Annotated in this window: 24 protein-coding genes; 18 read left to right on the top strand and 6 right to left on the bottom strand. The window is 43.1% G+C overall.

Annotation, left to right across the window (positions count from 1 at the left end; genetic code table 11):
• The gene (locus tag MHM98_RS09590) at nt 1–1008 is read left to right on the top strand and encodes a cytochrome d ubiquinol oxidase subunit II (protein WP_239439053.1); all 1008 of its coding nucleotides are present in this window, start codon (nt 1–3) and stop codon (nt 1006–1008) included.
• A 73-nt stretch (nt 1009–1081) separates the two neighbouring features.
• Here the strand turns inward: MHM98_RS09590 and gndA are convergent, their stop codons facing one another.
• Entirely contained in the window at nt 1082–2611 is a 1530-nt protein-coding gene (gene gndA / locus MHM98_RS09585; RefSeq protein WP_239439052.1) for an NADP-dependent phosphogluconate dehydrogenase, read from the bottom strand.
• 292 nt (nt 2612–2903) lie between these two features.
• On the opposite strand from gndA, the gene MHM98_RS09580 reads away from it, so the two are divergent.
• Nucleotides 2904–3536, top strand: a complete 633-nt coding sequence (locus MHM98_RS09580) for a trimeric intracellular cation channel family protein (RefSeq protein WP_239439051.1) — start codon at nt 2904–2906, stop codon at nt 3534–3536.
• Between the two features lies 1 nt (nt 3537).
• Here MHM98_RS09580 and MHM98_RS09575 read toward each other — a convergent pair whose 3' ends face one another.
• Nucleotides 3538–4056, bottom strand: a complete 519-nt coding sequence (locus tag MHM98_RS09575; RefSeq protein WP_239439050.1) for a DUF501 domain-containing protein — start codon at nt 4054–4056, stop codon at nt 3538–3540.
• Nucleotides 4057–4185: 129 nt separating this feature from the next.
• Here MHM98_RS09575 and MHM98_RS09570 point away from each other — a divergent pair, with 129 nt between their 5' ends.
• From MHM98_RS09570 to MHM98_RS09560, 3 genes are read left to right on the top strand one after another with little or no spacing between them, the layout of a single operon-like run.
• Nucleotides 4186–4695, top strand: a complete 510-nt coding sequence (locus MHM98_RS09570; protein ID WP_239439049.1) for a DUF3087 family protein — start codon at nt 4186–4188, stop codon at nt 4693–4695.
• 9 nt (nt 4696–4704) lie between these two features.
• The gene (locus MHM98_RS09565) at nt 4705–5340 is read left to right on the top strand and encodes a UPF0149 family protein (RefSeq protein WP_239439048.1); all 636 of its coding nucleotides are present in this window, start codon (nt 4705–4707) and stop codon (nt 5338–5340) included.
• A 60-nt stretch (nt 5341–5400) separates the two neighbouring features.
• Nucleotides 5401–5682 (top strand): late competence development ComFB family protein, encoded by a 282-nt coding sequence (locus tag MHM98_RS09560; RefSeq protein ID WP_239439047.1) that lies wholly within the window; start codon nt 5401–5403, stop codon nt 5680–5682.
• 7 nt (nt 5683–5689) lie between these two features.
• Here MHM98_RS09560 and MHM98_RS09555 read toward each other — a convergent pair whose 3' ends face one another.
• The gene (locus MHM98_RS09555) at nt 5690–6082 is read right to left on the bottom strand and encodes a hypothetical protein (protein WP_239439046.1); all 393 of its coding nucleotides are present in this window, start codon (nt 6080–6082) and stop codon (nt 5690–5692) included.
• A 320-nt stretch (nt 6083–6402) separates the two neighbouring features.
• Here MHM98_RS09555 and ccoN point away from each other — a divergent pair, with 320 nt between their 5' ends.
• The 11 genes from ccoN (at nt 6403) to ttcA (ending at nt 16380) form a co-directional block, all read left to right on the top strand.
• Nucleotides 6403–7824 (top strand): cytochrome-c oxidase, cbb3-type subunit I, encoded by a 1422-nt coding sequence (ccoN, locus tag MHM98_RS09550; RefSeq protein WP_239439045.1) that lies wholly within the window; start codon nt 6403–6405, stop codon nt 7822–7824.
• 10 nt (nt 7825–7834) lie between these two features.
• A complete protein-coding gene (gene ccoO, locus MHM98_RS09545; protein WP_239439044.1) occupies nt 7835–8449 on the top strand; it encodes a cytochrome-c oxidase, cbb3-type subunit II in 615 nt (204 codons plus the stop codon).
• Nucleotides 8450–8458: 9 nt separating this feature from the next.
• On the top strand, nt 8459–8641 hold the full coding sequence (locus MHM98_RS09540; RefSeq protein ID WP_239439043.1) for a cbb3-type cytochrome c oxidase subunit 3: 183 nt from the start codon (nt 8459–8461) through the stop codon (nt 8639–8641).
• Nucleotides 8634–9587 (top strand): cytochrome-c oxidase, cbb3-type subunit III, encoded by a 954-nt coding sequence (ccoP, locus tag MHM98_RS09535; RefSeq protein WP_239439042.1) that lies wholly within the window; start codon nt 8634–8636, stop codon nt 9585–9587. Before MHM98_RS09540 ends, ccoP begins: the two co-directional genes overlap by 8 nt.
• 132 nt (nt 9588–9719) lie before the next feature.
• A complete protein-coding gene (locus MHM98_RS09530; protein ID WP_239439041.1) occupies nt 9720–10217 on the top strand; it encodes a FixH family protein in 498 nt (165 codons plus the stop codon).
• Nucleotides 10217–12646: a heavy metal translocating P-type ATPase gene (locus tag MHM98_RS09525; RefSeq protein WP_239439040.1), complete on the top strand. Its 2430-nt coding sequence runs from the start codon at nt 10217–10219 to the stop codon at nt 12644–12646. The genes MHM98_RS09530 and MHM98_RS09525 overlap by 1 nt, the downstream gene beginning before the upstream one ends.
• Complete coding sequence (ccoS, locus tag MHM98_RS09520; RefSeq protein ID WP_239439039.1) at nt 12646–12816, top strand: cbb3-type cytochrome oxidase assembly protein CcoS; 171 nt, start codon at nt 12646–12648, stop codon at nt 12814–12816. Before MHM98_RS09525 ends, ccoS begins: the two co-directional genes overlap by 1 nt.
• 13 nt (nt 12817–12829) lie before the next feature.
• Nucleotides 12830–13516, top strand: coding sequence for a sulfite exporter TauE/SafE family protein (locus MHM98_RS09515; protein ID WP_239439038.1), 687 nt, complete (start codon nt 12830–12832; stop codon nt 13514–13516).
• Nucleotides 13517–13586: 70 nt separating this feature from the next.
• Nucleotides 13587–14315 carry a fumarate/nitrate reduction transcriptional regulator Fnr gene (gene fnr, locus MHM98_RS09510; protein WP_239439037.1) on the top strand — a complete coding sequence of 243 codons (729 nt, stop codon included), beginning with the start codon at nt 13587–13589 and terminating at the stop codon, nt 14313–14315.
• A gap of 130 nt (nt 14316–14445) precedes the next feature.
• Nucleotides 14446–15372 carry a universal stress protein UspE gene (uspE, locus tag MHM98_RS09505; RefSeq protein ID WP_239439036.1) on the top strand — a complete coding sequence of 309 codons (927 nt, stop codon included), beginning with the start codon at nt 14446–14448 and terminating at the stop codon, nt 15370–15372.
• A 108-nt stretch (nt 15373–15480) separates the two neighbouring features.
• The gene (gene ttcA, locus MHM98_RS09500) at nt 15481–16380 is read left to right on the top strand and encodes a tRNA 2-thiocytidine(32) synthetase TtcA (protein WP_239439035.1); all 900 of its coding nucleotides are present in this window, start codon (nt 15481–15483) and stop codon (nt 16378–16380) included.
• Between the two features lie 86 nt (nt 16381–16466).
• On the opposite strand, the gene MHM98_RS09495 is transcribed toward ttcA, so the two are convergent.
• The 3 genes from MHM98_RS09495 to MHM98_RS09485 are packed head-to-tail and all read right to left on the bottom strand — an operon-like array spanning nt 16467 to nt 18650.
• Nucleotides 16467–17159, bottom strand: a complete 693-nt coding sequence (locus tag MHM98_RS09495; RefSeq protein WP_239439034.1) for a DUF2987 domain-containing protein — start codon at nt 17157–17159, stop codon at nt 16467–16469.
• Nucleotides 17156–17938 (bottom strand): glucosaminidase domain-containing protein, encoded by a 783-nt coding sequence (locus MHM98_RS09490; RefSeq protein WP_239439033.1) that lies wholly within the window; start codon nt 17936–17938, stop codon nt 17156–17158. Before MHM98_RS09490 ends, MHM98_RS09495 begins: the two co-directional genes overlap by 4 nt.
• Before the next feature lie 46 nt (nt 17939–17984).
• Nucleotides 17985–18650 carry a hypothetical protein gene (locus MHM98_RS09485; protein ID WP_239439032.1) on the bottom strand — a complete coding sequence of 222 codons (666 nt, stop codon included), beginning with the start codon at nt 18648–18650 and terminating at the stop codon, nt 17985–17987.
• Nucleotides 18651–18849: 199 nt separating this feature from the next.
• Here MHM98_RS09485 and sppA point away from each other — a divergent pair, with 199 nt between their 5' ends.
• Together sppA and ansA are read left to right on the top strand one after the other, a co-directional pair.
• Nucleotides 18850–20700, top strand: a complete 1851-nt coding sequence (gene sppA / locus MHM98_RS09480; protein ID WP_239439031.1) for a signal peptide peptidase SppA — start codon at nt 18850–18852, stop codon at nt 20698–20700.
• A 150-nt stretch (nt 20701–20850) separates the two neighbouring features.
• The gene (gene ansA / locus MHM98_RS09475) at nt 20851–21861 is read left to right on the top strand and encodes an asparaginase (protein ID WP_239439030.1); all 1011 of its coding nucleotides are present in this window, start codon (nt 20851–20853) and stop codon (nt 21859–21861) included.
• Nucleotides 21862–21865: the final 4 nt, after the last annotated feature.

The following is a 21865-nucleotide window of genomic DNA, read 5'->3' as shown; positions in this document are numbered from 1 at the left end:
ATGTTTGGTCAAGAAGCACTCGCACTGATCTTTGGCGGCTTAATGGCGCTAACTATTTTGCTATACGCTATTCTCGATGGTTATGATTTGGGCGTTGGTATGTTGTTGCCACTAGAAAACGACAAGCAAGCAGACGAAATGATCGCCTCGATCGGCCCGTTTTGGGATGCCAATGAAACTTGGCTAGTAATGGCAATGGGCCTTCTGTTTATTGCCTTCCCACTCGCTCATTCCATGGTGTTTAAAGCCCTTTATTTACCAACATTGGTGATGTTAATTGCGTTAATCATTCGTGGAATTGCGTTTGATTTCAGAGCCAAAGCCCTATTTACCCATAAACCGATTTGGGATCGCGCCTTTAAATACGCATCACTAGTCGCTTCAATTGCGCAAGGCTACATGCTTGGCCAGTATGTTGTTGGTTTTGAGCAGAATAGTACAGCGATTTTATTTAGCTTGCTAAGCGGAATTGGCGTTGCCATGGCCTATTCATTGATTGGTACTGCCTGGTTAATCATGAAATGTGAGGGAGATTTGCAAGTTAGAGCCATTCGCTGGTTCAAGATTGCGCTCATCGTTGCGGCTATTGGTGTACTGCTGGTGTCGATAGTTAATCCTATGGTCAATAGTGATGTGGCAAAGCGTTGGTTTAATACCCCAGCCTATTGGCTGTTGCCAGTTTTATGCGTTGCATGTTTCGCCATTGCCTATGTAGAAATTAGTAAGATACGAGAGCGTAAATGGCAAGACACTACCAACGATGAGCGCTGTTGGGCTCCATTCCTGTGGACGGTAGCGATATACGTTTTATGCTTTACAGGTTTTTGTTTGAGCTTTTATCCAGAAATTGTCCCGGGCAAACTTACAATTTGGGAATCGGTGGCTGCGCCACAAGCACTAAACTTTTTACTGTGGGGGGCCATGATTGTTATACCGACGATCTTGGCGTATACGGCATACTCTTATCGCGTGTTTTGGGGTAAGGTATCGCCATTACAGTACTATTAAACGACATTATTTAAATAATTTACGAAAAAAGGGCTCATTTGAGCCCTTTTTTAATCTGCATGAAATAAAGTAATTAATCAATTTCAACCATTTGGCGTTTATCCGCAGACCAAGTCACGTGATATTTCTTACCTGGTGCCTTATCAACACGCTCAAAAGTATGAGCGCCAAAGAAATCACGTTGGGCTTGGAGCAAGTTTGCTGGTAGCGTATCCATACGGTAAGAATCATAATACGCAAGCGCGGAGCTAAATGCACCACAAGGAATCCCATCCAAGGTCGCTTTGGCAATTGCATGACGCCAGTTGTGCTGATATTTAGCAATTTCCCCCGCAAAGTACTCATCTAACAATAAGTTGCCTAAATCTGAATCACGATTATAAGCATCGGTAATTTTTTGTAGGAATGCCGCTCTAATGATACAACCTGCGCGCCATATTTTCGCAATGCCGCCAAAATCAATTGGCCAGTTTTGTTCACGAGCCGCTAGTTTAATTAATTGGAAACCTTGTGCGTAAGCAACAATTTTTGAGCAATAAAGTGCATCGTGGATCTGCTCGATACAATCTTTGCGCTCTTGCACGTCTACTTGTGCGATTGTTGGGCCAGTTAGCAATTTCGCTGCGCGAATACGGGCGTGTTTTAATGTCGATAGTGAACGAGCGAATACGGATTGTGCAATGGTTGTCGCTGGCGCGCCTACCTGCAGTGCACCAACCGCAGTCCACAAGCCTGTGCCCTTTTGACCTGCTTTATCTAAAATTACATCCACCAATGGCTTTTTCGTTTCTGGATCGAATTCACGCAGCACATCGCTACTAATTTCCATCAAGTAACTATTTAGAATACCGTTGTTCCATTGCTCGAAAATATCGGCGATTTCCATAGGCGACATAGATAATGATTCACGCATAATGTGGTATGCCTCGCAAATCATTTGCATATCAGCATATTCAATGCCGTTATGAACCATTTTTACGTAATGGCCACTGCCCGCTGGACCAATATAAGTAGCACAAGGCTCACCTTGAGGTAATGGCTGCGTATGGTGAGTTCGCTCAAGTGCACGACCTGTTTCTGGGTCAACTTTGGCGGCAATAGCATGCCATACTGGCTCAATGCGCGCCCACGCGTATGGGTCGCCGCTTGGCATTAAACTCGGGCCAAAACGTGCCCCCACTTCACCGCCAGATACCGCCGTGGTAAAGAAGTTAAATTTACCGCGATAGCGCTTTTCACGCTCGATAGTATCGGTCCAAAGGCTATTGCCAGTGTCGACGATAATATCATCAGCCTTAATCCCCGCGTCTATTAACTTGCCACACACGTCATCGACTGGCGCGCCTGCAGGGATTGACAAAATAATAAGATGCGGTGCTTTTAGTTTACCGAGCAATTCAGTGAACGAGTGACATGGGATTATGCGAGGTTCAGTAGTTGTGTTTTCTGCTGCATCGGCACTTAATGTCTCTTCAACCTTATTGTGGTCAAGGTCGAAGCCTGCAATTTTATAACCATTATCCGCAAGGTTCAGTGCGATGTTTTTACCCATAACACCTAAACCGATAAAACCAATGTCGCATAACGCCGTTTGTTCTGTCATCTTTTGTACCTTAATGCAGAGGATTGTGAAGTTGGCGCGGAGTATAACTTAATTACTATGTAAAAATAATACCAATCCTGAAATTCTCTAAACTAATTTCGCCGTAGTTAATGTGCTTTGCGTCATAAAATGTCACCTAAAAGCATTGGTATGTGTAATTTTGTTACATTAATGTGATATTCCTACGGTTTGTGAGGCTATTTCTAAAAATTCTAACTCTTGACTATTCTTCAATCGATTTTGGGTTTATTATTTTTCAATCCCCTTCATTTTCCTGAACTTACATACAAAGATGAACCAATTTTTAGATCTTAACTTTATGGTGACCCTACTAGGGCTTTTCGGTATCGCTGTTTTTGCAGTATCCGGTGCCTTAGACGCTGCACGTAAAGAAATGGATATCCTTGGTTTTATGTTAATTGGCACCGCAACAGGCCTCGGTGGCGGTACTATTCGCGACGTCCTTTTGGGGAACCTGCCTGTTTACTGGATTATGGATGCGACATACGTTGGATTGTGTATGTTGATGTCGCTAATGACTTATTTCATCGCGCCAAAACTAGAATCACGAACCAAAGCGCTAATTTGGATGGATGCCTTAGGGCTCGCCCTGTTTTGTGTGACAGGCACTCAAATCGCGGCATCGGTTGGCGCACCGCCGTTAATTTGCGTTTGTATGGGTGTTGTTACTGCCTCTTTCGGTGGCATTATTCGTGATGTGTTGTGCGGTTATGATTTAGTGTTAAGTAACAGAGAACTTTACGTAACCACAGCCGTTGCTGGTGGTTCAGTATATTGGTTGTTACATTGGGCTGGCGTATTAGAAAGTGTCGCAATGTTAGGTGGTTTTCTTGCGGCATTTGGCCTGCGCAGTGCCGCAATCATTTGGGGGCTGTCCTTACCCTCATATCAATCCAAACGATAGATTAGATGTTAATCACGAGCTTATTGAGTTCGAATTCTTGGTCCATCAGTTGGCCTATAATATTTTCGCCACAAAGGTGATGAGCATATTGCATGTGAAGACATCTCACTTTAGTCCAATTAGTGATACCGCCGATGCCGTATTGTTCAAAAAGCTTTATATACCCAAGGTCTTCTAGCCGAGCATTATCTTCTGGAAGCATCGCCTCCCAACGCGCTTTAACATATTGCTGATGGTTCTTGTAAAAAACATCACGCAAGTCTTCGTCTTCTTCTAAGCGCTGCTCTATCGATTTTGTCCAACCACTGGTTTCAATTTTATTGATTGCCTTGTGTAAATCTTTAGAACACAGCCAATACATTGTTGGGAAAGGCTTATCCGCCACTAAGCTCCTAGTTTGCAGTACCGTTGGTATTCCTTTTTCAGTTTCATGGGCAATTTTGATGACACCACGTGGCATTCTACCAAGCTGTTGGTTAATGATTTCAAGTTGCTCTTGTGTTAATTGACTATTGGACATGCTCTGACGCTCTTTTGAAAAAATTCGCGCGATTATACAGATAATTTTGTTGTTTTGACTGTAATTGTTGTATGTTCTGGTAAAATCCGCCGCAATAATTTGATCTGTATTGAAAATTAAGGGCTCCTTTTGCAATTACGCGACATCGATAAAGCGACTTATCGCAAACATTTTAAGCACACCACTTTTGCAGCCATTGGTTGTTTGATGGTCGGAGCACTAGCTATTTCGACAACGCTAATAGCGCTGTTTGGAAACCCACAAGGCAGTAATTTCAATTTCAACTTAACCGGTGTGGTTGTAACTATTGTATTAATGGCCATCGCAGCAAGTCGATTAAAGGACAAGCCTTATTTTAGTGAGATTGTATACGTGTCAAAACTTAAGTTTGAATTGTCACATATTAATCGGAAATTAAAAGCCATCGAAAAATCAGTGGCGAATAACAACCCTGATGCGTTTGATATCATGGCCTTTTATTACCAAGCAACGCGTCAGGTTTGGGAACTCGATGATAACAACATCACTTTGAGTGAGTTGAACGTCAAGGAAGGAAAATTCTTTGAGAAAGTCAATCAAGCAAACTTTCAAACCGATGTGAACCGCTATTCACGTGATTTATTAGAGCAATTTTCATAAGGAAATTTCGTGCATCAATTAACGAACGAACAAGAGCAACAACTTTCTCATTGGCTAAACGATGAAGCGCCTAGCCAAACCCTGTGCCTTAACGCAGTTAAAGGATATCTATTTGCTGTAATCGCCAGTCCTGATCCGATAGAAGTGTCACAATGGCTGCCAGTAATTTTTAACGACGAGGCCGATAAAATCCCAGATGAAATCACCATGATTCTGGCACAGCTTTATAATCACACCAGTGATTTGGTGTTCGACGAGGGTTATGCACTGCCAAAAGTCACTGAGTTTTCTGAGGAAATGGTCGAAGCCAACTTTCTCAGTGGTCATCCGTTACACGAGTGGTGTTATGGCTTTGCTTGTGGTGCAAACTTCTATTCAAATAAATTACTCGATAACATGACTGAAGAGTCTGAAATTCTTGAGTCGTTCACATTAGCCATTATGGCATTAACCTTCTTCGCCGATCGCCAGATGGCACAAGAAGTGGTGGATAGCCAGGATAATAGCAACATTAATCTTTTTTCCCCTATTATGTATCAAATGATTGTTGATCTTGTACCTGAATACGCTGCACTCGTAGAGCAAGCTGCGTTAAGTACCGGACTTTACGATTTTGAAGAGTCTGAAGGCTGGGGTGAAGAATAAAGTAAAGTTTAAAAAGTCTGCTAAGCTAATAATATAGTCTTAGGTTAAAAGAGGTGTCCGATGCATTTAGATCTCGATATTCATAATTACTATGAAAAGTTAATGATTGAACACCTCGTTTCCCATCCCGAATATGGTGAATTTGATAAAGAGTTTATGGCAGACGTATGCTGTTTAGCGCTGACACAATTACCCGCCCGTTATATCAGACATGAAATTGATATGTCTTTCTATCTTAGCTCGGATGATCGTCTCAAAATGAATTATCAAGTTGATCAAGCAGTAAAGGCGGCAATTGAATATCTACGTAATAAAGCCGAGCACCGCCCGCAAGCACAGTAACTTTCGATTAGCGAATTACGTTAATGCTTTGCTGATAAAACTTGGCTTTTCCGCCTTGTTGCCACGTCAAGGTCAAGCGCCACTCCATCACAGGTAATGCACAGGCACCTAGTAAAACTTTAGTCGTATAGTTATTGTCTTTGTCGTTATTGGGTTGAAAAAAAACCGGAACTATTCCCATATCCATCGAGATGCCTTCCAATTTTCCTTGCAGATTTGACACGGTACCGTTGAATGATGCTTGCATTTCAAATAGCTCTTCAGCCCGCATCTTAACGGGAACAGAGAGCGTGATTTCCGCTGCATTAAAAGTCTGGTATTGAGTAACTTCTTTCTGCGATTCTTGCGTGTCGTTACAGCCTGCTAAGGCAAGTAAACTGGCTAGTAAAATTCGTTTCATTTGCTTACAAATTGATTTTTGATGCACGGATTATAGCGATATTTTTGCAACTTTCTGCGTATAAAAGCGTCACTTAGTTAATATTTGTCAAAATATTTCTGAATTCTCCTTCTGCAAATTTCATCTTTGATCTAAATCAAGCTACAATACCGCCGTTTTAACGTATGATAACGCTGCAAATTGGTCATGGTGGAACCGTAATGAAACCATAGCTAATGCAGCACGGGTCCTTAGTAATTTTTATAAAAATAATTAAGGTTTTCAGCCGTTACCTTCGGGTTCGGCATTCACAAGCAAATGTAAGCACTGGAAGCAATAAGATGAGTCACACTAGTCCATCACACGCTGATTATAACTACACTGTTGTCCGCCAATTCGCGATTGCCACTGTAATTTTGGGGATTGTGGGTATGGCAGTTGGTGTATTTATCGCAGCACAGCTCTACTGGCCAAGTTTAAATTTCGATACTCCTTGGTTAACCTTTAGTCGGTTACGACCGCTTCACACTAACGCCGTAATTTTCGGTTTTGGTACAAGCGCCCTTTTCGCAACGTCTTACTACGTTGTTCAACGCACCTGTCAAGTCAGGTTATTCAGCGACAAGCTTGCCGCATTCACCTTCTACGGTTGGATGGCAATCATCGCATCAGCAGTTATCACTTTACCACTAGGTTACACCTCGTCTAAAGAATACGCTGAATTAGAATGGCCAATCGATATCGCTATCGCGGTAGTATGGGTTGCGTATGCCATCAACTTCTTTGGCACCTTAATGAAACGTAAAACGTCGCACATCTATGTTGCGAACTGGTTCTACGGTGGTTTCATCTTAGTTGTAGCTATCTTACATATCGTAAACAGTGCAGCAGTACCTGTATCATGGTTAAAATCTTACTCAGCATACGCTGGTGCTACCGATGCAATGGTGCAATGGTGGTACGGTCATAACGCGGTAGGTTTCCTATTAACTGCTGGTTTCTTAGGTATGATGTACTACTTCGTTCCTAAGCAAGCTGAACGCCCGGTTTACTCTTACCGTCTATCTATCGTTCACTTCTGGGCGTTAGTTGCACTATACATTTGGGCTGGTTCACATCACCTTCACTACACAGCGCTTCCTGATTGGACGCAAACTGTAGGTATGGTTATGTCTGTTATCTTATTCGCTCCTTCTTGGGGTGGTATGATCAACGGTATCATGACGCTATCAGGTGCATGGCACAAATTACGTACTGACCCTATTCTGCGTTTCTTAATCGTTTCATTATCTTTCTACGGTATGTCTACCTTCGAAGGCCCAATGATGTCTATTAAGACTGTAAACGCATTATCTCACTACACTGACTGGACTGTTGGTCACGTACACTCTGGTGCATTAGGTTGGGTTGCAATGGTTTCTGTTGGTGCGCTATACCACATGATCCCACGTCTATACGGCAACACTCGTATGTACAGCAAGTCACTGATTAACACTCACTTCTGGTTAGCAACTATCGGTACAGTACTATACATCGTAGCTATGTGGATCTCTGGTGTTATGCAAGGTCTAATGTGGTCTGCTGTAAACGCTGACGGTACTCTAACTTACAGCTTCGTAGAAAGTGTTGAAGCATCAATGCCATTCTACTTAATGCGTACTATCGGTGGTGCATTCTTCTTGTTCGGTATGTTCATCATGCTTTACAACGTTATTAAAACAATTGCTGCGCCGAAAGGCTCACTAATCGAAGAAGAAGCGTAAGGAGCGAATGATGTTTAAAAAATTAAATCATGAACGCGTTGAAAAGAACGCTGGCTTACTTGGTATCTTTACTATCCTTGCGATCAGCTTTGGTACATTGGTAGAAATTACGCCAAACTTATTCTTAGAAGAAACCAACCGCCCTATCGATGGCATGAAGCCTTTAACGGCACTGCAGTTCGAAGGTCGTGATATTTACATTCGCGAAGGTTGTGTTCAATGTCACTCGCAAATGATTCGTCCGTTCCGTCATGAAACAGAGCGTTACGGTCACTACTCATTAGCTGGTGAATCTGTATGGAATCACCCATTCCTATGGGGTTCTAAGCGAACTGGTCCTGATTTGGCACGTGTTGGTGGTCGTTACAGCGATGCATGGCACGAAGCACATCTAATCGATCCTCGTGCGGTTGTGCCTGAGTCAAACATGCCAGGTTTCCCTTGGTTGGCTGAAAACACGTTAGACGGTGAATTGACTGCTCAGAAACTTAGCATCTTCAAGAACACCTTTGACGTTCCTTACACCGACGCTGACATTGCAGGCGCTAAAGATGCTGTTAAAGGCAAAACTGAGATGGAAGCGTTAATCGCTTACCTGCAGTCACTTGGCACGAACCTAAAATAAGGAGTTCCCATGGATTACGGTACATTTCGTGGCATCGTAACAGTGGGAATGCTGATTTTGTTTATCGGCATTTACGCTTGGGCTTACAGCTCACGACGCAAGAAAAGCTTTGATGAAGCAGCAAACCTAGTATTTGCTGATGAGCAACCAAAACAGAAAGATAAAGATCAGGAGAAGAGTACACATGAGTAACTTCTGGAGTGCTTGGATTATAGCCGGATCACTTATTGTTATCTTTGGCTGTGCATATTTATTACGCATGGTTATCGTTGACACTATGGGTGAAGAAGGCAAGGAAATGTCGCACAAGTTTGACGGCATTGTTGAAATGAACAACCCGCTTCCACGTTGGTGGACAATCATGTTCGTAGTGAGCATCATTTGGGGCTTAGGCTACTTCATCGTGTTTGGATTAGGTAGTTACCAAGGCATCATTGGTTGGAAGAGTGCGAATAAGCAAGTTTATTCACTTGCTGATTCTAAAGCGCAAAACGCAGCCTCTCGTGCCAATAACGAACTTGTTCAATACGTTAACGAATTAGACACTGCTGACGCCGTATACGGTAAAACTTATGCGAAATACGCAGCAATGTCTGTTGATGAGTTAATGCAAGACGAAGAAGCGTTAAAAGTTGGTCAACGTCTATTCATCCAAAACTGTGCCCAATGTCATGGTAGTGATGCACGTGGTCAACGCGGCTTCCCTAACCTAACTGACAACGATTGGTTATTCGGCGGTAGCTTTGACAAGATCAAAGAGACTATCAATGACGGTCGTATCAGCACTGGTATGATTGCATGGAAAGACGCGCTAGGCGGTGACGAAGCGGTTAAAGACGTAGTAACTTATGTACGTAGCCTAAGTGGTCGTAGTGTAAACACTAAAGACGCAGCGGCCGGTAAACTTAAGTTTGGTCTGTGTGCTGGTTGTCACGGCATCGACGGTAAAGGTAACCAAGCGCTTGGTGCACCTAACCTAACTGATAACATCTGGTTATACGGCGGTTCTACTGCTGCTATCACTGACTCAGTTGCTAAAGGTCGTGCTGGTGTAATGCCACCTTGGAGAGATATCCTTGGTGAAGACAAGGTTCACGTATTATCTGCATACGTATACAGCCTGTCTAACAAAAAATAGATTGTAACAATCTAATGAGGGGCTTCGTGTTGCGAAGCCCCTTTTTTTAAGATAAAAATCCACATCGAGTGTGTTACCGTTAGCAAAATCTTTTTGAGTTAACGCCAATACATTTATCCACTGGAGTTTTTTGTGAACAAAGTAGAACCATGGTACAAACAAGGCTGGCCTTGGGCGTTAATCATCCTTCCTCTTATCGTTGTTGTCGCCTGTGTCATCATGTTAATGATAGCGATCGAAAACAAACCAGATCTCGTCGCCGAAGACTACTATAAAAAAGGTAAAGCGATTAATGTCGACCTTTCTCGCCTCGATAAAGCATATCGATTAGCGCTTAAGTTCCGTCTAAACGTTGAAGGTGAAAACATCAAACTTACTCAAACGTTTGGCGAGCCACAAAATGCAGCCCTCAAACTGCGTTTTATCCACCGTACCCAAAAAGCGAAAGACTTCGAGCTTCTATTAACTGCAAACGCTGCCGGCGAGTTTGAGCAAACGCTTAACAAGCCACTTGAAGGCAAGTGGACTATCCAATTAGAATCATTCGACGCCAGCTGGCGCATTCAAACCGTCGATAAGTTCCCAACAGATATCGACACTATGTTAGATTCATTCGCAAATAGAATGTAATGACACATCATCACGATTGTTTCCACTGTGGGGAGGAGATCCCCACAGACTTTGAGCAGTCCGTAACCATCGACAATAAACCACAGCCAATGTGCTGTATCGGTTGTGCTGCCGTAGCTCAAACCATTGTCGATAATGGATTAACGGGTTACTACCGCCATCGTACTGAAAAAGGTGTTAAAGGCGCAGAGCTGGTGCCGGAAGAACTGCGGACACTCCAATCCTATGATCTGACTGAAATCGAGCAAGAATTTACCGTTGAAAGTGGAGATGTAAAAGAAGTCATTCTTACCGTCGAAAATGTTACCTGTGCAGCTTGTGCATGGTTAATCGAACGTAAACTGGCGACTATTGACGGCATTATCCAATCGAGCGTAAATACGTCGAGTGCTCGCTTAAGTATCAAGTGGCAACACAAAATCCTTAAGCTATCGGATATCTTGTTGGCCCTTGCTGAAATTGGCTATAAGGCCTACCCGTTTAAAGCAGACGTCGCTGAAGAAAATGAAGTTGCCAGCGCTAAAGCCTATCTGCGCCGGGTTACCATTTCCGGCCTAGCCACGATGCAAATAATGATGTTTGCTATGGCGACCTATGTCGATATGCCAGGTGAAAGTAGCACATTAACTGAGGGCTTTAGCGACTATTTTCGCTATGTGAGTTTGCTCTTTGCTCTCCCCGTTGTCTTTTATGCAAGTTTGCCTTTCTACAAGAATGCTTTTAGCGCCCTTTTAGCAAAACGGCTTAACATGGACGTTCCTGTCTCCATTGCTATTTTGTTGTCATTTTTCGCCAGTGCTTATGCAACTCTAACCGATCAAGGTGAAGTTTACTTCGAGTCAATTTGTATGTTTGCGTTCTTTTTGTTGCTTGGTCGCCATCTAGAGCAATCAGCGAAACGAAAAGCAGCGCAATCGAGCTCTAACTTACTCAAACTCATTCCGTCTACTGCAAGTTTGATGGAGGGCGATGACATTTCTAGCGTGCCAGCAAAAACTCTTAAGAAAGGTCAACGAGTGTTGGTTAAGCCCGGCGAAGTGATTCCATGTGATGGCGTCATCGCGACAGGTAAAAGTCACTGTAATGAAGCGGTATTAACGGGTGAACAACTGCCAGTCGCAAAGAACGTTGGTGATTGGGTATTTGCCAGTACCATCAATAACGATCAGACGCTTGAAGTGATTGTTAAGGAAGAACGTGGCGGCCAATTAATCACCAAGATAATTGACCTACAAGAAAAAGCGTCGAATGATAAACCTAAGCTAGCGACTATTGCTGATACGCTTTCAAGCTACGTCGTTATTGGTATTCTGCTGCTTGCTGCTGCGACTTACATTGGCTGGTATTTTATTGAACCAAGTCATGCGCTTTGGTATTCACTCGCCGTCTTAGTTGCTACCTGCCCTTGTGCACTTAGTTTGGCAACGCCTTCAGCCTATACCGCTGCAACCACCAAACTACAGCAGTTCGGGTTATTGGCTAAACAAGGTAAGACCTTAGACACGCTAACCCAAATCAACCATATCTGTTTTGACAAAACAGGGACGCTAACCACTGGTGAGTTTTCCGTTGATAAAGTGATTTTGGCGGATACATCATTTTCGCAAGAAGCAATCCTTGAGCTTGTTAGCGCAATCGAGCTCCAGTCTAACCACCCTATCGCGCAAGCATTTAGTCAATATGATAGCAGTACTAATACTGTAAAAGACTTGCAAACAGTACAAGGTGGTGGCTTGAGTGCCAATGTCAATGAATCTGTTGTTAGGATTGGTAGTCAGAATTTCGTTTGCCAAGAAAAAGCCTTACCTCAAATTTTTGCTGAGCACGTGAGTCCAAGCCACAGCGTCGTCATTTTTGTTAGCATTAACACACAATGCGTTGCCAAAATTGAGTTAAGTGACAGTATCCGTGTTGAAAGTAAACAATTGGTGACTGCACTTCACGCCCAAGGCATAGAAACAACTATGCTCACAGGAGATAGCTCAGATAATGCGAAGTTTGTCGCGCAGCAACTTGGAATTAAGCATCTACGCCAAGGGCAATCGCCGCAAGACAAGCTTAATTACCTTAAGAATACTCAGCAAAACAATACTATCGTGGCAATGTTTGGCGATGGCGTTAACGACGCACCAGTACTTAGTCAGGCTCATCTGTCATTTGCGATGGGAACTGGCGCCGATATTGCCAAATCTTCGGCTGATATTGTAATCTTGCACAATGATTTAGCAGCGATTAGCAAAGCGATTGAACTCGCTAAACGTACCAAGCGCGTTATAAAACAAAACTTCGTTTGGGCACTGGGTTACAATCTAACCGCTGTTCCTTTTGCGGTTGCCGGTTGGCTTCCACCTTGGGCGGCAGCGATTGGAATGTCCCTAAGCTCTATTATCGTCGTGGTGAATTCACTGCGATTATTAAAGGTAAAATAATGAACATTATTCTGCTCCTTATTCCCGTTGCTATTGGCGTGGTTATTCTTGCCTGTTATCTGTTTATTTGGGCAGTAAAAACAGACCAATTTGAAGATTTGGATCGTCAAGGCTCCAACATCCTGTTTGATGACGATGTAAAATCGGGCAAAGATAAGCCACCGCAATAGCAAGGAATTGAGTTTGGCTAACTATGATTTTTGGGCTGCACTTGTCGTTGGGTTATTAAGTGCAGGCCATTGTTTTGGCATGTGTGGTGGCGTAGTAGGCGCTTTCTCGTCCAACATCCCTCTACACCATCGCGTGAGTAAAGCACATCGTATTCAATACGTGCTCAGCTACAACATCGGTCGTATAGCCAGCTATACGCTAGCAGGCGCGTTCATCGGTTACTCGGTGAGCTTCTTCGCGTTAAAATCATCATCGGTTCTCTATTGGCTACAATTTGTCGCTGGCCTGATGCTCGTCCTGATCGGGTTATATTTACTTGGCGTCGGTAATGCGGTGCGTAAGACTGAGCTCATCGGCAAACATTTATGGCCGCGTATCGCGCCATTTGCCAATAAATTTATTCCTTTTAAATCTCCCCTTTCAGCAATGCCATTCGGTTTAGTATGGGGCTGGTTACCTTGCGGACTGGTTTATAGCACGCTGACATGGTCTGCAGCATCTGGCTCAGCACTAAATGGCGCCTTGATCATGTTAGGCTTTGGTCTAGGTACACTACCGGCAATGATCTCAATGGGTTTTTTCTCTGAACAGCTCAAGAAGCTGTTAAATAATAAGGTAATCAGAATCTTATGTGCCTTGGTAATTCTTGGCTACGGCTTAGTGATGATGAGTAAAACCTTGATCCCTTTTATAATTTGATCTCGCTCAACCTTCTTTTAGATGATAACATTACGCAAATTAATCCTAAATGTTTACGAAAGGTGTGTAAATGAGCAGTAGTTCATGTTCAGGTGTTGGTAGCATTCATTGTCAAAGCTGCAGTATGTCTGACTTGTGTATTCCTTTTTCATTAAATGAAACGGAAATGGATCAACTCGACAATATCATCGAGCGCAAAAAGCCAATACAAAAAGGCCAAATCATTTGTAGCGCTGGTGACAAGCTAAATTCGATTTTCGCTATTCGCTCTGGCAGTTTTAAGAGTTACACCCTAAGTAGCGACGGTAACGAGCAAGTTGTTTCCTTTAACCTTGCTGGCGATATCATCGGTTTTGATAGTATCGGTCGCGGTGTCCACCAAAGTTTTGCCATCGCCCTTGAAACTGCGATGGTTTGTGAAATCCCGTTTGATACAGTAGAACAATTGTCTGGTCGTATGCCTCGCCTGCGCCAACAAATGATGCGCTTGATGAGTGATGAAATTCTCAATGATCAAGCTATGTTAATGCTGCTAAGTCAACGCAATGCGGAAGAACGATTAGCCACCTTTATTAGCTCCTTAGGTGAACGTTTTGGTGAGCGCGGATTTTCTTCGAAGGAATTCCGTTTGACAATGACACGTGGCGACATCGGGAATTACTTGGGTTTAACGGTTGAAACGATTTCTCGATTATTAGGTCGCTTTAAGCGAGATAAGATTATCGAAGTGACGGGAAAATATGTCACTATTCTCGACAAAGATGCATTAGATACAGTCGCAGGCGTCGTTAAAGACTAATTCTAGTCGTCAATTACCCTAATTATTGAAAGCCGATGATTTATCGGCTTTTTTTTGATCTAAATTCGCTTGGGGTTCGACTAAAGTTGGCATACTATAGAAATAGTTAACAGCGAAAGAGACTTAAATTATGATGGAATACAAGAATATATTGGTAATGGTTGATCCAACTAAAGAGGAGCAACCTAGCCTAAAACGCGCTGTATTTCTCGCCCGTAGTTATGGCGCAAAAATCTCAGTGATTTTATGTGTTTATGATTTATCTTATGAAATGACATCCATGTTGTCGCAGGAAGAGCGCGATTCAATGCGTAAAGTCGTGCTTAGCCAACACGAGCAATGGCTAAACGAAGTCATAGCCGACTACAGTGACGTAGCAATGGAAACAACTGTTGCATGGCACAACCGCCCTTTCGAAGCTGCCATAAAACAAGTGTTAGCCAATAAACACGACCTTTTAGTTAAAACAACTCATCGTCATGACAAGCTAAAATCAGTCATATTTACACCGACCGATTGGCATTTGTTACGTAAATCGCCTTGCGACGTGTTACTAGTAAAAGATCACGATTGGCCAGTCGATGGCACCATAGCCACCGCAGTTAATTCTGTTAGCGAAGATAGTGACCATATCAATCTTAATGCTAAGGTACTGCAACATGCGGTCGATATGTCGAAAGTGATCAATGCCAACGTTAAAGTCATTAACGCGTATCCTGGCACACCAGTAAATATCGCCATAGAGATCCCAGAGTTTAATAGCAGCGAATACAACGATAGCGTTAAAGCGCATCACGATGAAAAAACTAAGGCACTTGCCGCCGATTTCGGGATTGACGCAACTGACTGTATCGTCGAAGAAGGCCTCGCTGAAGACGTGATACCCCGCATCTCAACAGAGCTTGACGCAGAGCTGGTGATTATCGGCACCATCGGTCGTACTGGTTTTTCAGCGGCATTTATCGGCAACACCGCGGAACATGTTATCGATGGCATTAACTGTGATCTACTTGCCGTGAAACCAGACGGCTTTGAATGCCCAGTGGACGAAGATTAGCCTACGTTCAATATTTTAGAAAAAGGTCGCATTTGCCCAGCGTGCTGAGCTAGCTTTAGCAGCGCGTTTGGGTATAATGCGGCCTTTCTTTTTAGCAATTGTTTTACTATGTCTGATCAAATCACTTCCCAGCAAGCGGCTGATGAAAAAGCGCTTAAAAAACTCGATAAAAAACTTAGCCGCAATGTCGGCAAGGCCATTAGTGATTTCAACATGATTGAAGACGGCGACAAAATCATGGTGTGTTTGTCTGGTGGTAAAGACAGTTACGCAATGCTAGACATCTTATTAGCGTTAAAAAAACGTGCCCCCATCCACTTTGACGTTGTCGCAGTAAACCTTGATCAAAAGCAGCCTGGCTTTCCTGAAGAGGTTCTACCTAACTATTTAGATAGCATTGGCGTCGATTATAAAATTGTTGAAGAAGATACCTATTCAATTGTGATGGACAAAATCGAACCGGGTAAAACAACCTGTTCGCTTTGTTCTCGCATGCGCCGCGGCATTTTGTATCGCACAGCCACCGAACTTGGCGCAACAAAAATAGCACTAGGCCATCATCGAGATGACATGCTAGAGACCTTGATGCTCAACATGTTCTACTCAGGTAAACTAAAATCTATGCCACCAAAACTTGGTAGTGATGATGGTAAGCACATTATTATCCGCCCGTTAGCATACTGCGTAGAAAGTGATATCGAAAAGTTTGCGAGCTTAAAGCAGTTCCCAATCATTCCATGTAATCTTTGTGGCTCACAAGAAAACCTACAACGACAAGCAGTTAAAGCCATGCTTAACGACTGGAGCGAGCGATTTCCTGGCCGAATCGAGTCGATGTTCACCGCGATGCAAAACGTAGTGCCGTCGCATTTAGCCGACCACCAGCTTTTTGATTTCAAAAATATTGAGGCAGGTGACATGATTGATGGCGGTGATACCGCTTTTGATCAAGAAGTAAAACCGCAACCACTAGAAAAAGACAACGCAGTACAGATTGTCGAACTCTAATGAATTTCTAATCGGTATGTGAAAACAAAAAATCGCTGAACACCAGCGCTTTTTTTATAGAAAACTCTTTAACTTTATATTGCGCCTTACTTCGCGAGGACAGGAGTCACGCTAATTAGTTTGCCGTTGAAGTAAATCTTGGCGTCCTCCGCCAAGGTTTCAATGACATTAGTTGTAAGAGAGACGTCGTTGCCCTGTTCATTCACTAATACGTTCTCTCCTTGGGTTATTTTCAAACTCACTGCCTTATCAAAACTCAAGGACAATGCAGCAACCTCAGGCATGAAATAGCGACCAGGCCAGCCAGCTAACGTACTGTACAAGTCTTTAAATTGTCCAAGCCAAGACTTGACGTTTTTCGCTGTAACATCTTCTAATTCGAACTCTGCGACACTAATTTTCATCGAAAGATGACAAGTTATCTCTGACTTAGTTTTAAAACGTATCGCAGCGTGATCTTGTTTCAAAGATTTATCAAGTGGTAATAACAGTGCGCCATGCTTATCTGTTAGTACTTGGTATTGTTTTTCACCATCCCCTAAATAGACAGCGTCGGTAGGACAAACCGCGTCTTTGCCAGTTTGTTTTAATACAAAGTTGAGTTTAAGCTGAGAAAACTCCGATTTCTTCGACGTTTTTAAACTTTTGTATAAACCAGCATAGGTAAACGCAGTTTCTTTAAGATCTTGACTAGAATTCTTAGTTTGCTGCGCATTGCTAATCGGCGAGAAAGCAAATAATAAAGCAACACTGGTTGCAGCAAGTGTTTTACACATCATAAATAAGCCTTGTTGTGACGTAACATCTGAAGTAGTTCGAATACATATTCTTCACCGCGCTCTGAGTAGCTCGTCAGGCCAGGTGCAAGTTTAGCCGCGGTCACTGCCTCGTTGTTTTGGCGCAATACACCTCGAACGTCTCGCAAGTGACGATAAGCAGGATGGGTATTTAGATTATTAAGGTAACTAGCGATAGATTCATCGACGCTCTTAAACACTTTGACTTCGTGATTAGCATCTTCATTGCGCGCGCTTGGCACCAAGCCACAACCTTTGCTAAAACACCACTGGCCGAAGAAGTTGAGGCCCAAACGTGCAAATCTCGATGTGCCCCAGCCTGACTCGTTGGCTGCTTGCACCATTACCAATTCGTTAGGGATGACATCGACTCGATGTAACAGCTTTTCGATAGTTTGCAGCGAAAAATCTTCATCACTTAGTTTGTAACGATGCAAAATATCTTCAAAGCGATCGGGTATCTGCATGTCGTTGGCGAAGCCTGCTTTGAGATCTAACAAATATTGACGGTCTAACGCTATGGCACGATTGGCGTTAACAATGCCGGGGCGAATAAAGTTAAAAAACGCCCTCTTCTTCTCTTTGACGTCTGTCATCGCCGAAAATGCTGGAATGACATCTTTAGTCGGCAACGGCTGCTTGCCGACAATAACAGGATCTTTAGTCGTAAACTGACGGTTAAAGGTCGACTTTAATAACACAATCGCCAACACTAGCAATGTTAGTGCTACGACAAATTTTGCAACAAAACCAAATCTCATCGACAACTCCTTATAGAAATCACGACACTGCTAGGTGCCTTCGCCATTACTCTTTATCGAAAAAGTGGCAATACAAAATGCCCTTCGCATTGACATAGAAAGGTATCGTCAAAATCAATGCGATGCCGAACGTAAAAAACGATGCAATGATTAGAATGAATAGAAAAGTGTACATTTGAAGTACGAGGCCTGCGTGCTCATAACACTTTTTCATGCTCTGCTTTACTGCTTCTAACATCGGTAAACGATAGTCCACCATCAAAGGCTGAGCCATTGAGATCATCGCGAGAAGAAATAGCCCGGGTAAAATTAACAGCGCCATGCCGATTTGCACGAAGATAAACGATATGATGGCCAATATAATAATTTTTGGTGCATCAGGTAGAATCTTAAAAATATCAGAAGTATTAAGCGTCAGGCCTCGTGATGCTTTAACGCCCATCAGCATAAAGCCTATCTCTATTGGTGTTAGCAAAACACTAACCAAAGTCACCATATTAGCTTTGTGTTGCAGCGCTTCGAGTGCGGCGGGATCTGTTAAATCAATATCGCCAATATAAGTGTTGGCTGCATAGGTTGCGATGACGATAATCGCGACAATAAGCGGTAGAAACGCTATAAAGTTTGATTTAGTTTGCTTGAATGCTTGGCTGAAGATTTCAGACAGTTTGATGGTCGATTGTTGGCTCATAGTGGCAAAAAGTAAAAACACAATGGCGCTATTATAAAGGTAAAGTGTTGTTTATAAAATCATTCAGGTCATATTTATGCTCCGGACGTCAAAAACCTGTTACAATTTATCGATAACACTAAACAGGATGATTAGTTATCCTTAAACTCAGTGTATATCGTTTCAATACGCGTGCGCGGTTGAAGAATACTCATTAGTTTTAATCATTTGGAATCAATTTATGTCAGATAAACCCAATCTGTTTGTCAGAATTATCCGCGGAATTTGGTGGGCAATTAACAACACCCGTAAACTTCTCCTCAATCTTATCTTCTTCGGTATATTAATCGCTGTCATCGCGGCGTCAGGAAGTGATAACGTTATCCAGCCTCCAAAAGGCGCTGCACTGGTGGTTAATATCAGCGGCGCTTTAGTTGAACAAAAACAACCAACAGACCCTTTTGATGAAATTGCTCGCGATGCCTATGGCCAATCAAAAGAAAACGAAACCTTAGTAAGTGATGTTATCAAAGCTATCGAGCAAGCTAAAAATGATGATCAAATCAAAATGCTTGTCTTGAGTAACGGCGGCATGAGCTGGGGTTCATTAGCTAAGCTTCAAGAAATTGGCGCCGCTATTAATGATTTTAAGACCAGTGAAAAACCAGTTTACGCCGTCGGTGGTGGTTATTCACAAGCGCAGTATTACTTAGCCAGCTACGCTGACAAAATCTTTATGAACCACGAAGGCAATGTGTCTTTAGACGGCTATTCACGCTATCGCATGTATCACAAAGGCCTTTTAGATAAGCTAAAAATCAATTCTCATATCTTTCGCGTAGGTACCTATAAGTCGGCGTTGGAGCCTTATCTTCGCAATGACATGTCACCAGCTGCGAAGACTGCCAATATGGCTTGGTTAGATGACTTATGGGGCGCTTATGTGCAAGATGTTGCTCGTGAACGTGCAATGACGCCTGAACAAGTAGACATGCCGATCGATCAGTTTTTATTAGCACTTGATGAGGCCCAGGGTGATTTAGCAAAAGCTGCGTTAAATATCGGCTTAGTAGACGTGATTGATTCAGATCTCAACATCACAAAGGCGCTAGTCGATGTTGTAGGTGCTTCTAAAAACAAAATGTCTTACAACAAGATCACTATGGATGATTACCTAACTTATCGCGAGACAATGCCTACATCATACGAGCCAGCGACTGAGCGAAATATCGCGGTAATCGTTGCTAAAGGCACTATCTTAAACGGTAATCAGCCAACAGGTACTATCGGCGGTGTTAGTACTTCGAAGCTACTGAAAAAAGCGCGCTTAGATGACAAAATTAAAGCGGTTGTTCTGCGCATCGATTCAGGTGGCGGCAGTGCTTATGCTTCTGAGCAAATTCGCACTGAAGTATTGGCACTCCAAGCCGCTGGCAAACCAGTGGTAGCCTCGCTTGGCAGCGTAGCAGCATCAGGCGGCTATTGGATCGCAGCAAGCAGCGATAAAATCATCGCCCAACCAACAACCATTACTGGTTCAATTGGTATCTTTGGCATGATCAACACCTTTGAAAATACCCTCGCAGAAGTTGGCGTATTTACCGATGGCGTAGCAACAAAAGAACTCGCTGGATTATCAGTGACTCGTGATTTACCACAGGTTTTTAAAGATATGATGCAATTACATATCGAGCATGGTTATCGCCAGTTCTTATCCCTTGTTGCAAATTCACGTAACATGACGGTAGAGCAAGTAGATCAAATCGCCCAAGGTCGTGTATGGTCAGGTCAAAAAGCCTTTGAATTTGGTTTAGTTGACCAGCTAGGTAATTACGATGATGCGGTTAAAGCAGCGGCACAATTAGCAAACCTTGAGACTTACTCAACCAAAATTATCGAGAAAACCCTAACACCGATGGAACAATTCTATCGCGATGTATTTAACACCGCGGTTGATTCAATGGGTATTGAGCCTTCACAACCAACGGTTATTGGTCGTTTACTCGGTGAGGTTAGCACAAGTCTAGAAACCTTTAATCGTTTTGACGATCCGCAAAATGCTTACTTGTATTGTATGGAATGTACACGCTAATCATTAATCTCTTCTAGTTTTTAAAATGCCAGCCTCGTGCTGGCATTTTTTATTGACGCTTATCGGCTCCCTTACTCTTCAAAAAGGACTTGGTTCATCAGCAATTTATGGTAACCTTGCGCCTAAATTTAGCTATTTAGAATGACTAATATGTCTAAGAAACGAATTTATATCGCATATACAGGTGGCACCATTGGCATGACATTATCGCCAGACGGTTTTGTGCCACAAGCAGGCTTTTTAACCCAATGTGTTAGCCAATCTGCCGAGTTTTCCCGTAGCGAAATGCCTGAGTATACAATCAATGAATACTCGCCATTAATTGATTCATCTGACATGCGTCCAAGTGACTGGCAACGCATTGCGCAAGATATAAAAGAGCGCTACGACGATTACGACGGCTTTGTTATCTTGCACGGTACGGATACCATGGCCTATACGGCATCGGCTTTATCGTTCATGCTCCAAGGATTAACCAAACCTGTGATTGTGACTGGGTCGCAAATTCCGTTCGCACAGCTTCGCTCTGATGGTCAGTCTAATTTGCAAAACGCCCTCTTTCTCGCGGCGTATTACCCAATCAATGAAGTCACCTTATTTTTCAACAATAAATTAATGCGTGGCAATCGCTCGACCAAAGCCTATGCTGATGGCTTTAACGCATTCGAAACCCCTAACCTGCCAGAGCTACTGAATGTTGGGATAAACATCGAATTGGTGGAAGGTAAAATCAACGAACCAGCAACCAAGCCATTTCACGTTGCAGATATCACTAGCCAAGCGGTTGGTGTTGTAATGCTCTACCCGGGTATTAATGCGTCAGTGGTTGCGAATATTATCCAGCAACCAGTTAAGGCGTTAATCATGCTTAGTTATGGTGTTGGGAATGCGCCGCAAGATCCTGCATTGCTTGATGTCTTAGCGAAAGCCAACGATAACGGCATTGCCATTGTAAATCTAAGCCAGTGTCAACGCGGTAAGGTCAATATGGCTGGCTACGCAACAGGCGCAGCACTGGCAAAAATTGGCGTGATAAGTGGCAGCGATATGACGATTGAAGCGGCGCTTACGAAACTGCATTGGCTGCTAAGTAACGATGAAGATTTCGAAAATATTAAGCGTTTAATGCAGACAAATATTGCAGGGGAGCTTTCCGACTAACCTG

It is taken from the genome of Psychrobium sp. MM17-31 (assembly GCF_022347785.1).
In the GTDB taxonomy this organism is placed as follows: domain Bacteria; phylum Pseudomonadota; class Gammaproteobacteria; order Enterobacterales; family Psychrobiaceae; genus Psychrobium.
This window is presented reverse-complemented; position numbering and strand designations above follow the sequence as displayed.

What these genes read in the sequence shown, in the direction of transcription:
- MHM98_RS09590 (WP_239439053.1), top strand. Translation starts at nt 1, where the DNA reads ATGTTTGGTCAAGAAGCACTCGCACTGATCTTTGGCGGCTTAATGGCG.
- gndA (WP_239439052.1), bottom strand. Translation starts at nt 2,611, where the DNA reads ATGACAGAACAAACGGCGTTATGCGACATTGGTTTTATCGGTTTAGGT.
- MHM98_RS09580 (WP_239439051.1), top strand. Translation starts at nt 2,904, where the DNA reads ATGAACCAATTTTTAGATCTTAACTTTATGGTGACCCTACTAGGGCTT.
- MHM98_RS09575 (WP_239439050.1), bottom strand. Translation starts at nt 4,056, where the DNA reads ATGTCCAATAGTCAATTAACACAAGAGCAACTTGAAATCATTAACCAA.
- MHM98_RS09560 (WP_239439047.1), top strand. Translation starts at nt 5,401, where the DNA reads ATGCATTTAGATCTCGATATTCATAATTACTATGAAAAGTTAATGATT.
- MHM98_RS09555 (WP_239439046.1), bottom strand. Translation starts at nt 6,082, where the DNA reads ATGAAACGAATTTTACTAGCCAGTTTACTTGCCTTAGCAGGCTGTAAC.
- ccoN (WP_239439045.1), top strand. Translation starts at nt 6,403, where the DNA reads ATGAGTCACACTAGTCCATCACACGCTGATTATAACTACACTGTTGTC.
- ccoO (WP_239439044.1), top strand. Translation starts at nt 7,835, where the DNA reads ATGTTTAAAAAATTAAATCATGAACGCGTTGAAAAGAACGCTGGCTTA.
- MHM98_RS09540 (WP_239439043.1), top strand. Translation starts at nt 8,459, where the DNA reads ATGGATTACGGTACATTTCGTGGCATCGTAACAGTGGGAATGCTGATT.
- ccoP (WP_239439042.1), top strand. Translation starts at nt 8,634, where the DNA reads ATGAGTAACTTCTGGAGTGCTTGGATTATAGCCGGATCACTTATTGTT.
- MHM98_RS09525 (WP_239439040.1), top strand. Translation starts at nt 10,217, where the DNA reads ATGACACATCATCACGATTGTTTCCACTGTGGGGAGGAGATCCCCACA.
- ccoS (WP_239439039.1), top strand. Translation starts at nt 12,646, where the DNA reads ATGAACATTATTCTGCTCCTTATTCCCGTTGCTATTGGCGTGGTTATT.
- fnr (WP_239439037.1), top strand. Translation starts at nt 13,587, where the DNA reads ATGAGCAGTAGTTCATGTTCAGGTGTTGGTAGCATTCATTGTCAAAGC.
- uspE (WP_239439036.1), top strand. Translation starts at nt 14,446, where the DNA reads ATGATGGAATACAAGAATATATTGGTAATGGTTGATCCAACTAAAGAG.
- ttcA (WP_239439035.1), top strand. Translation starts at nt 15,481, where the DNA reads ATGTCTGATCAAATCACTTCCCAGCAAGCGGCTGATGAAAAAGCGCTT.
- MHM98_RS09495 (WP_239439034.1), bottom strand. Translation starts at nt 17,159, where the DNA reads ATGATGTGTAAAACACTTGCTGCAACCAGTGTTGCTTTATTATTTGCT.
- MHM98_RS09490 (WP_239439033.1), bottom strand. Translation starts at nt 17,938, where the DNA reads ATGAGATTTGGTTTTGTTGCAAAATTTGTCGTAGCACTAACATTGCTA.
- sppA (WP_239439031.1), top strand. Translation starts at nt 18,850, where the DNA reads ATGTCAGATAAACCCAATCTGTTTGTCAGAATTATCCGCGGAATTTGG.
- ansA (WP_239439030.1), top strand. Translation starts at nt 20,851, where the DNA reads ATGTCTAAGAAACGAATTTATATCGCATATACAGGTGGCACCATTGGC.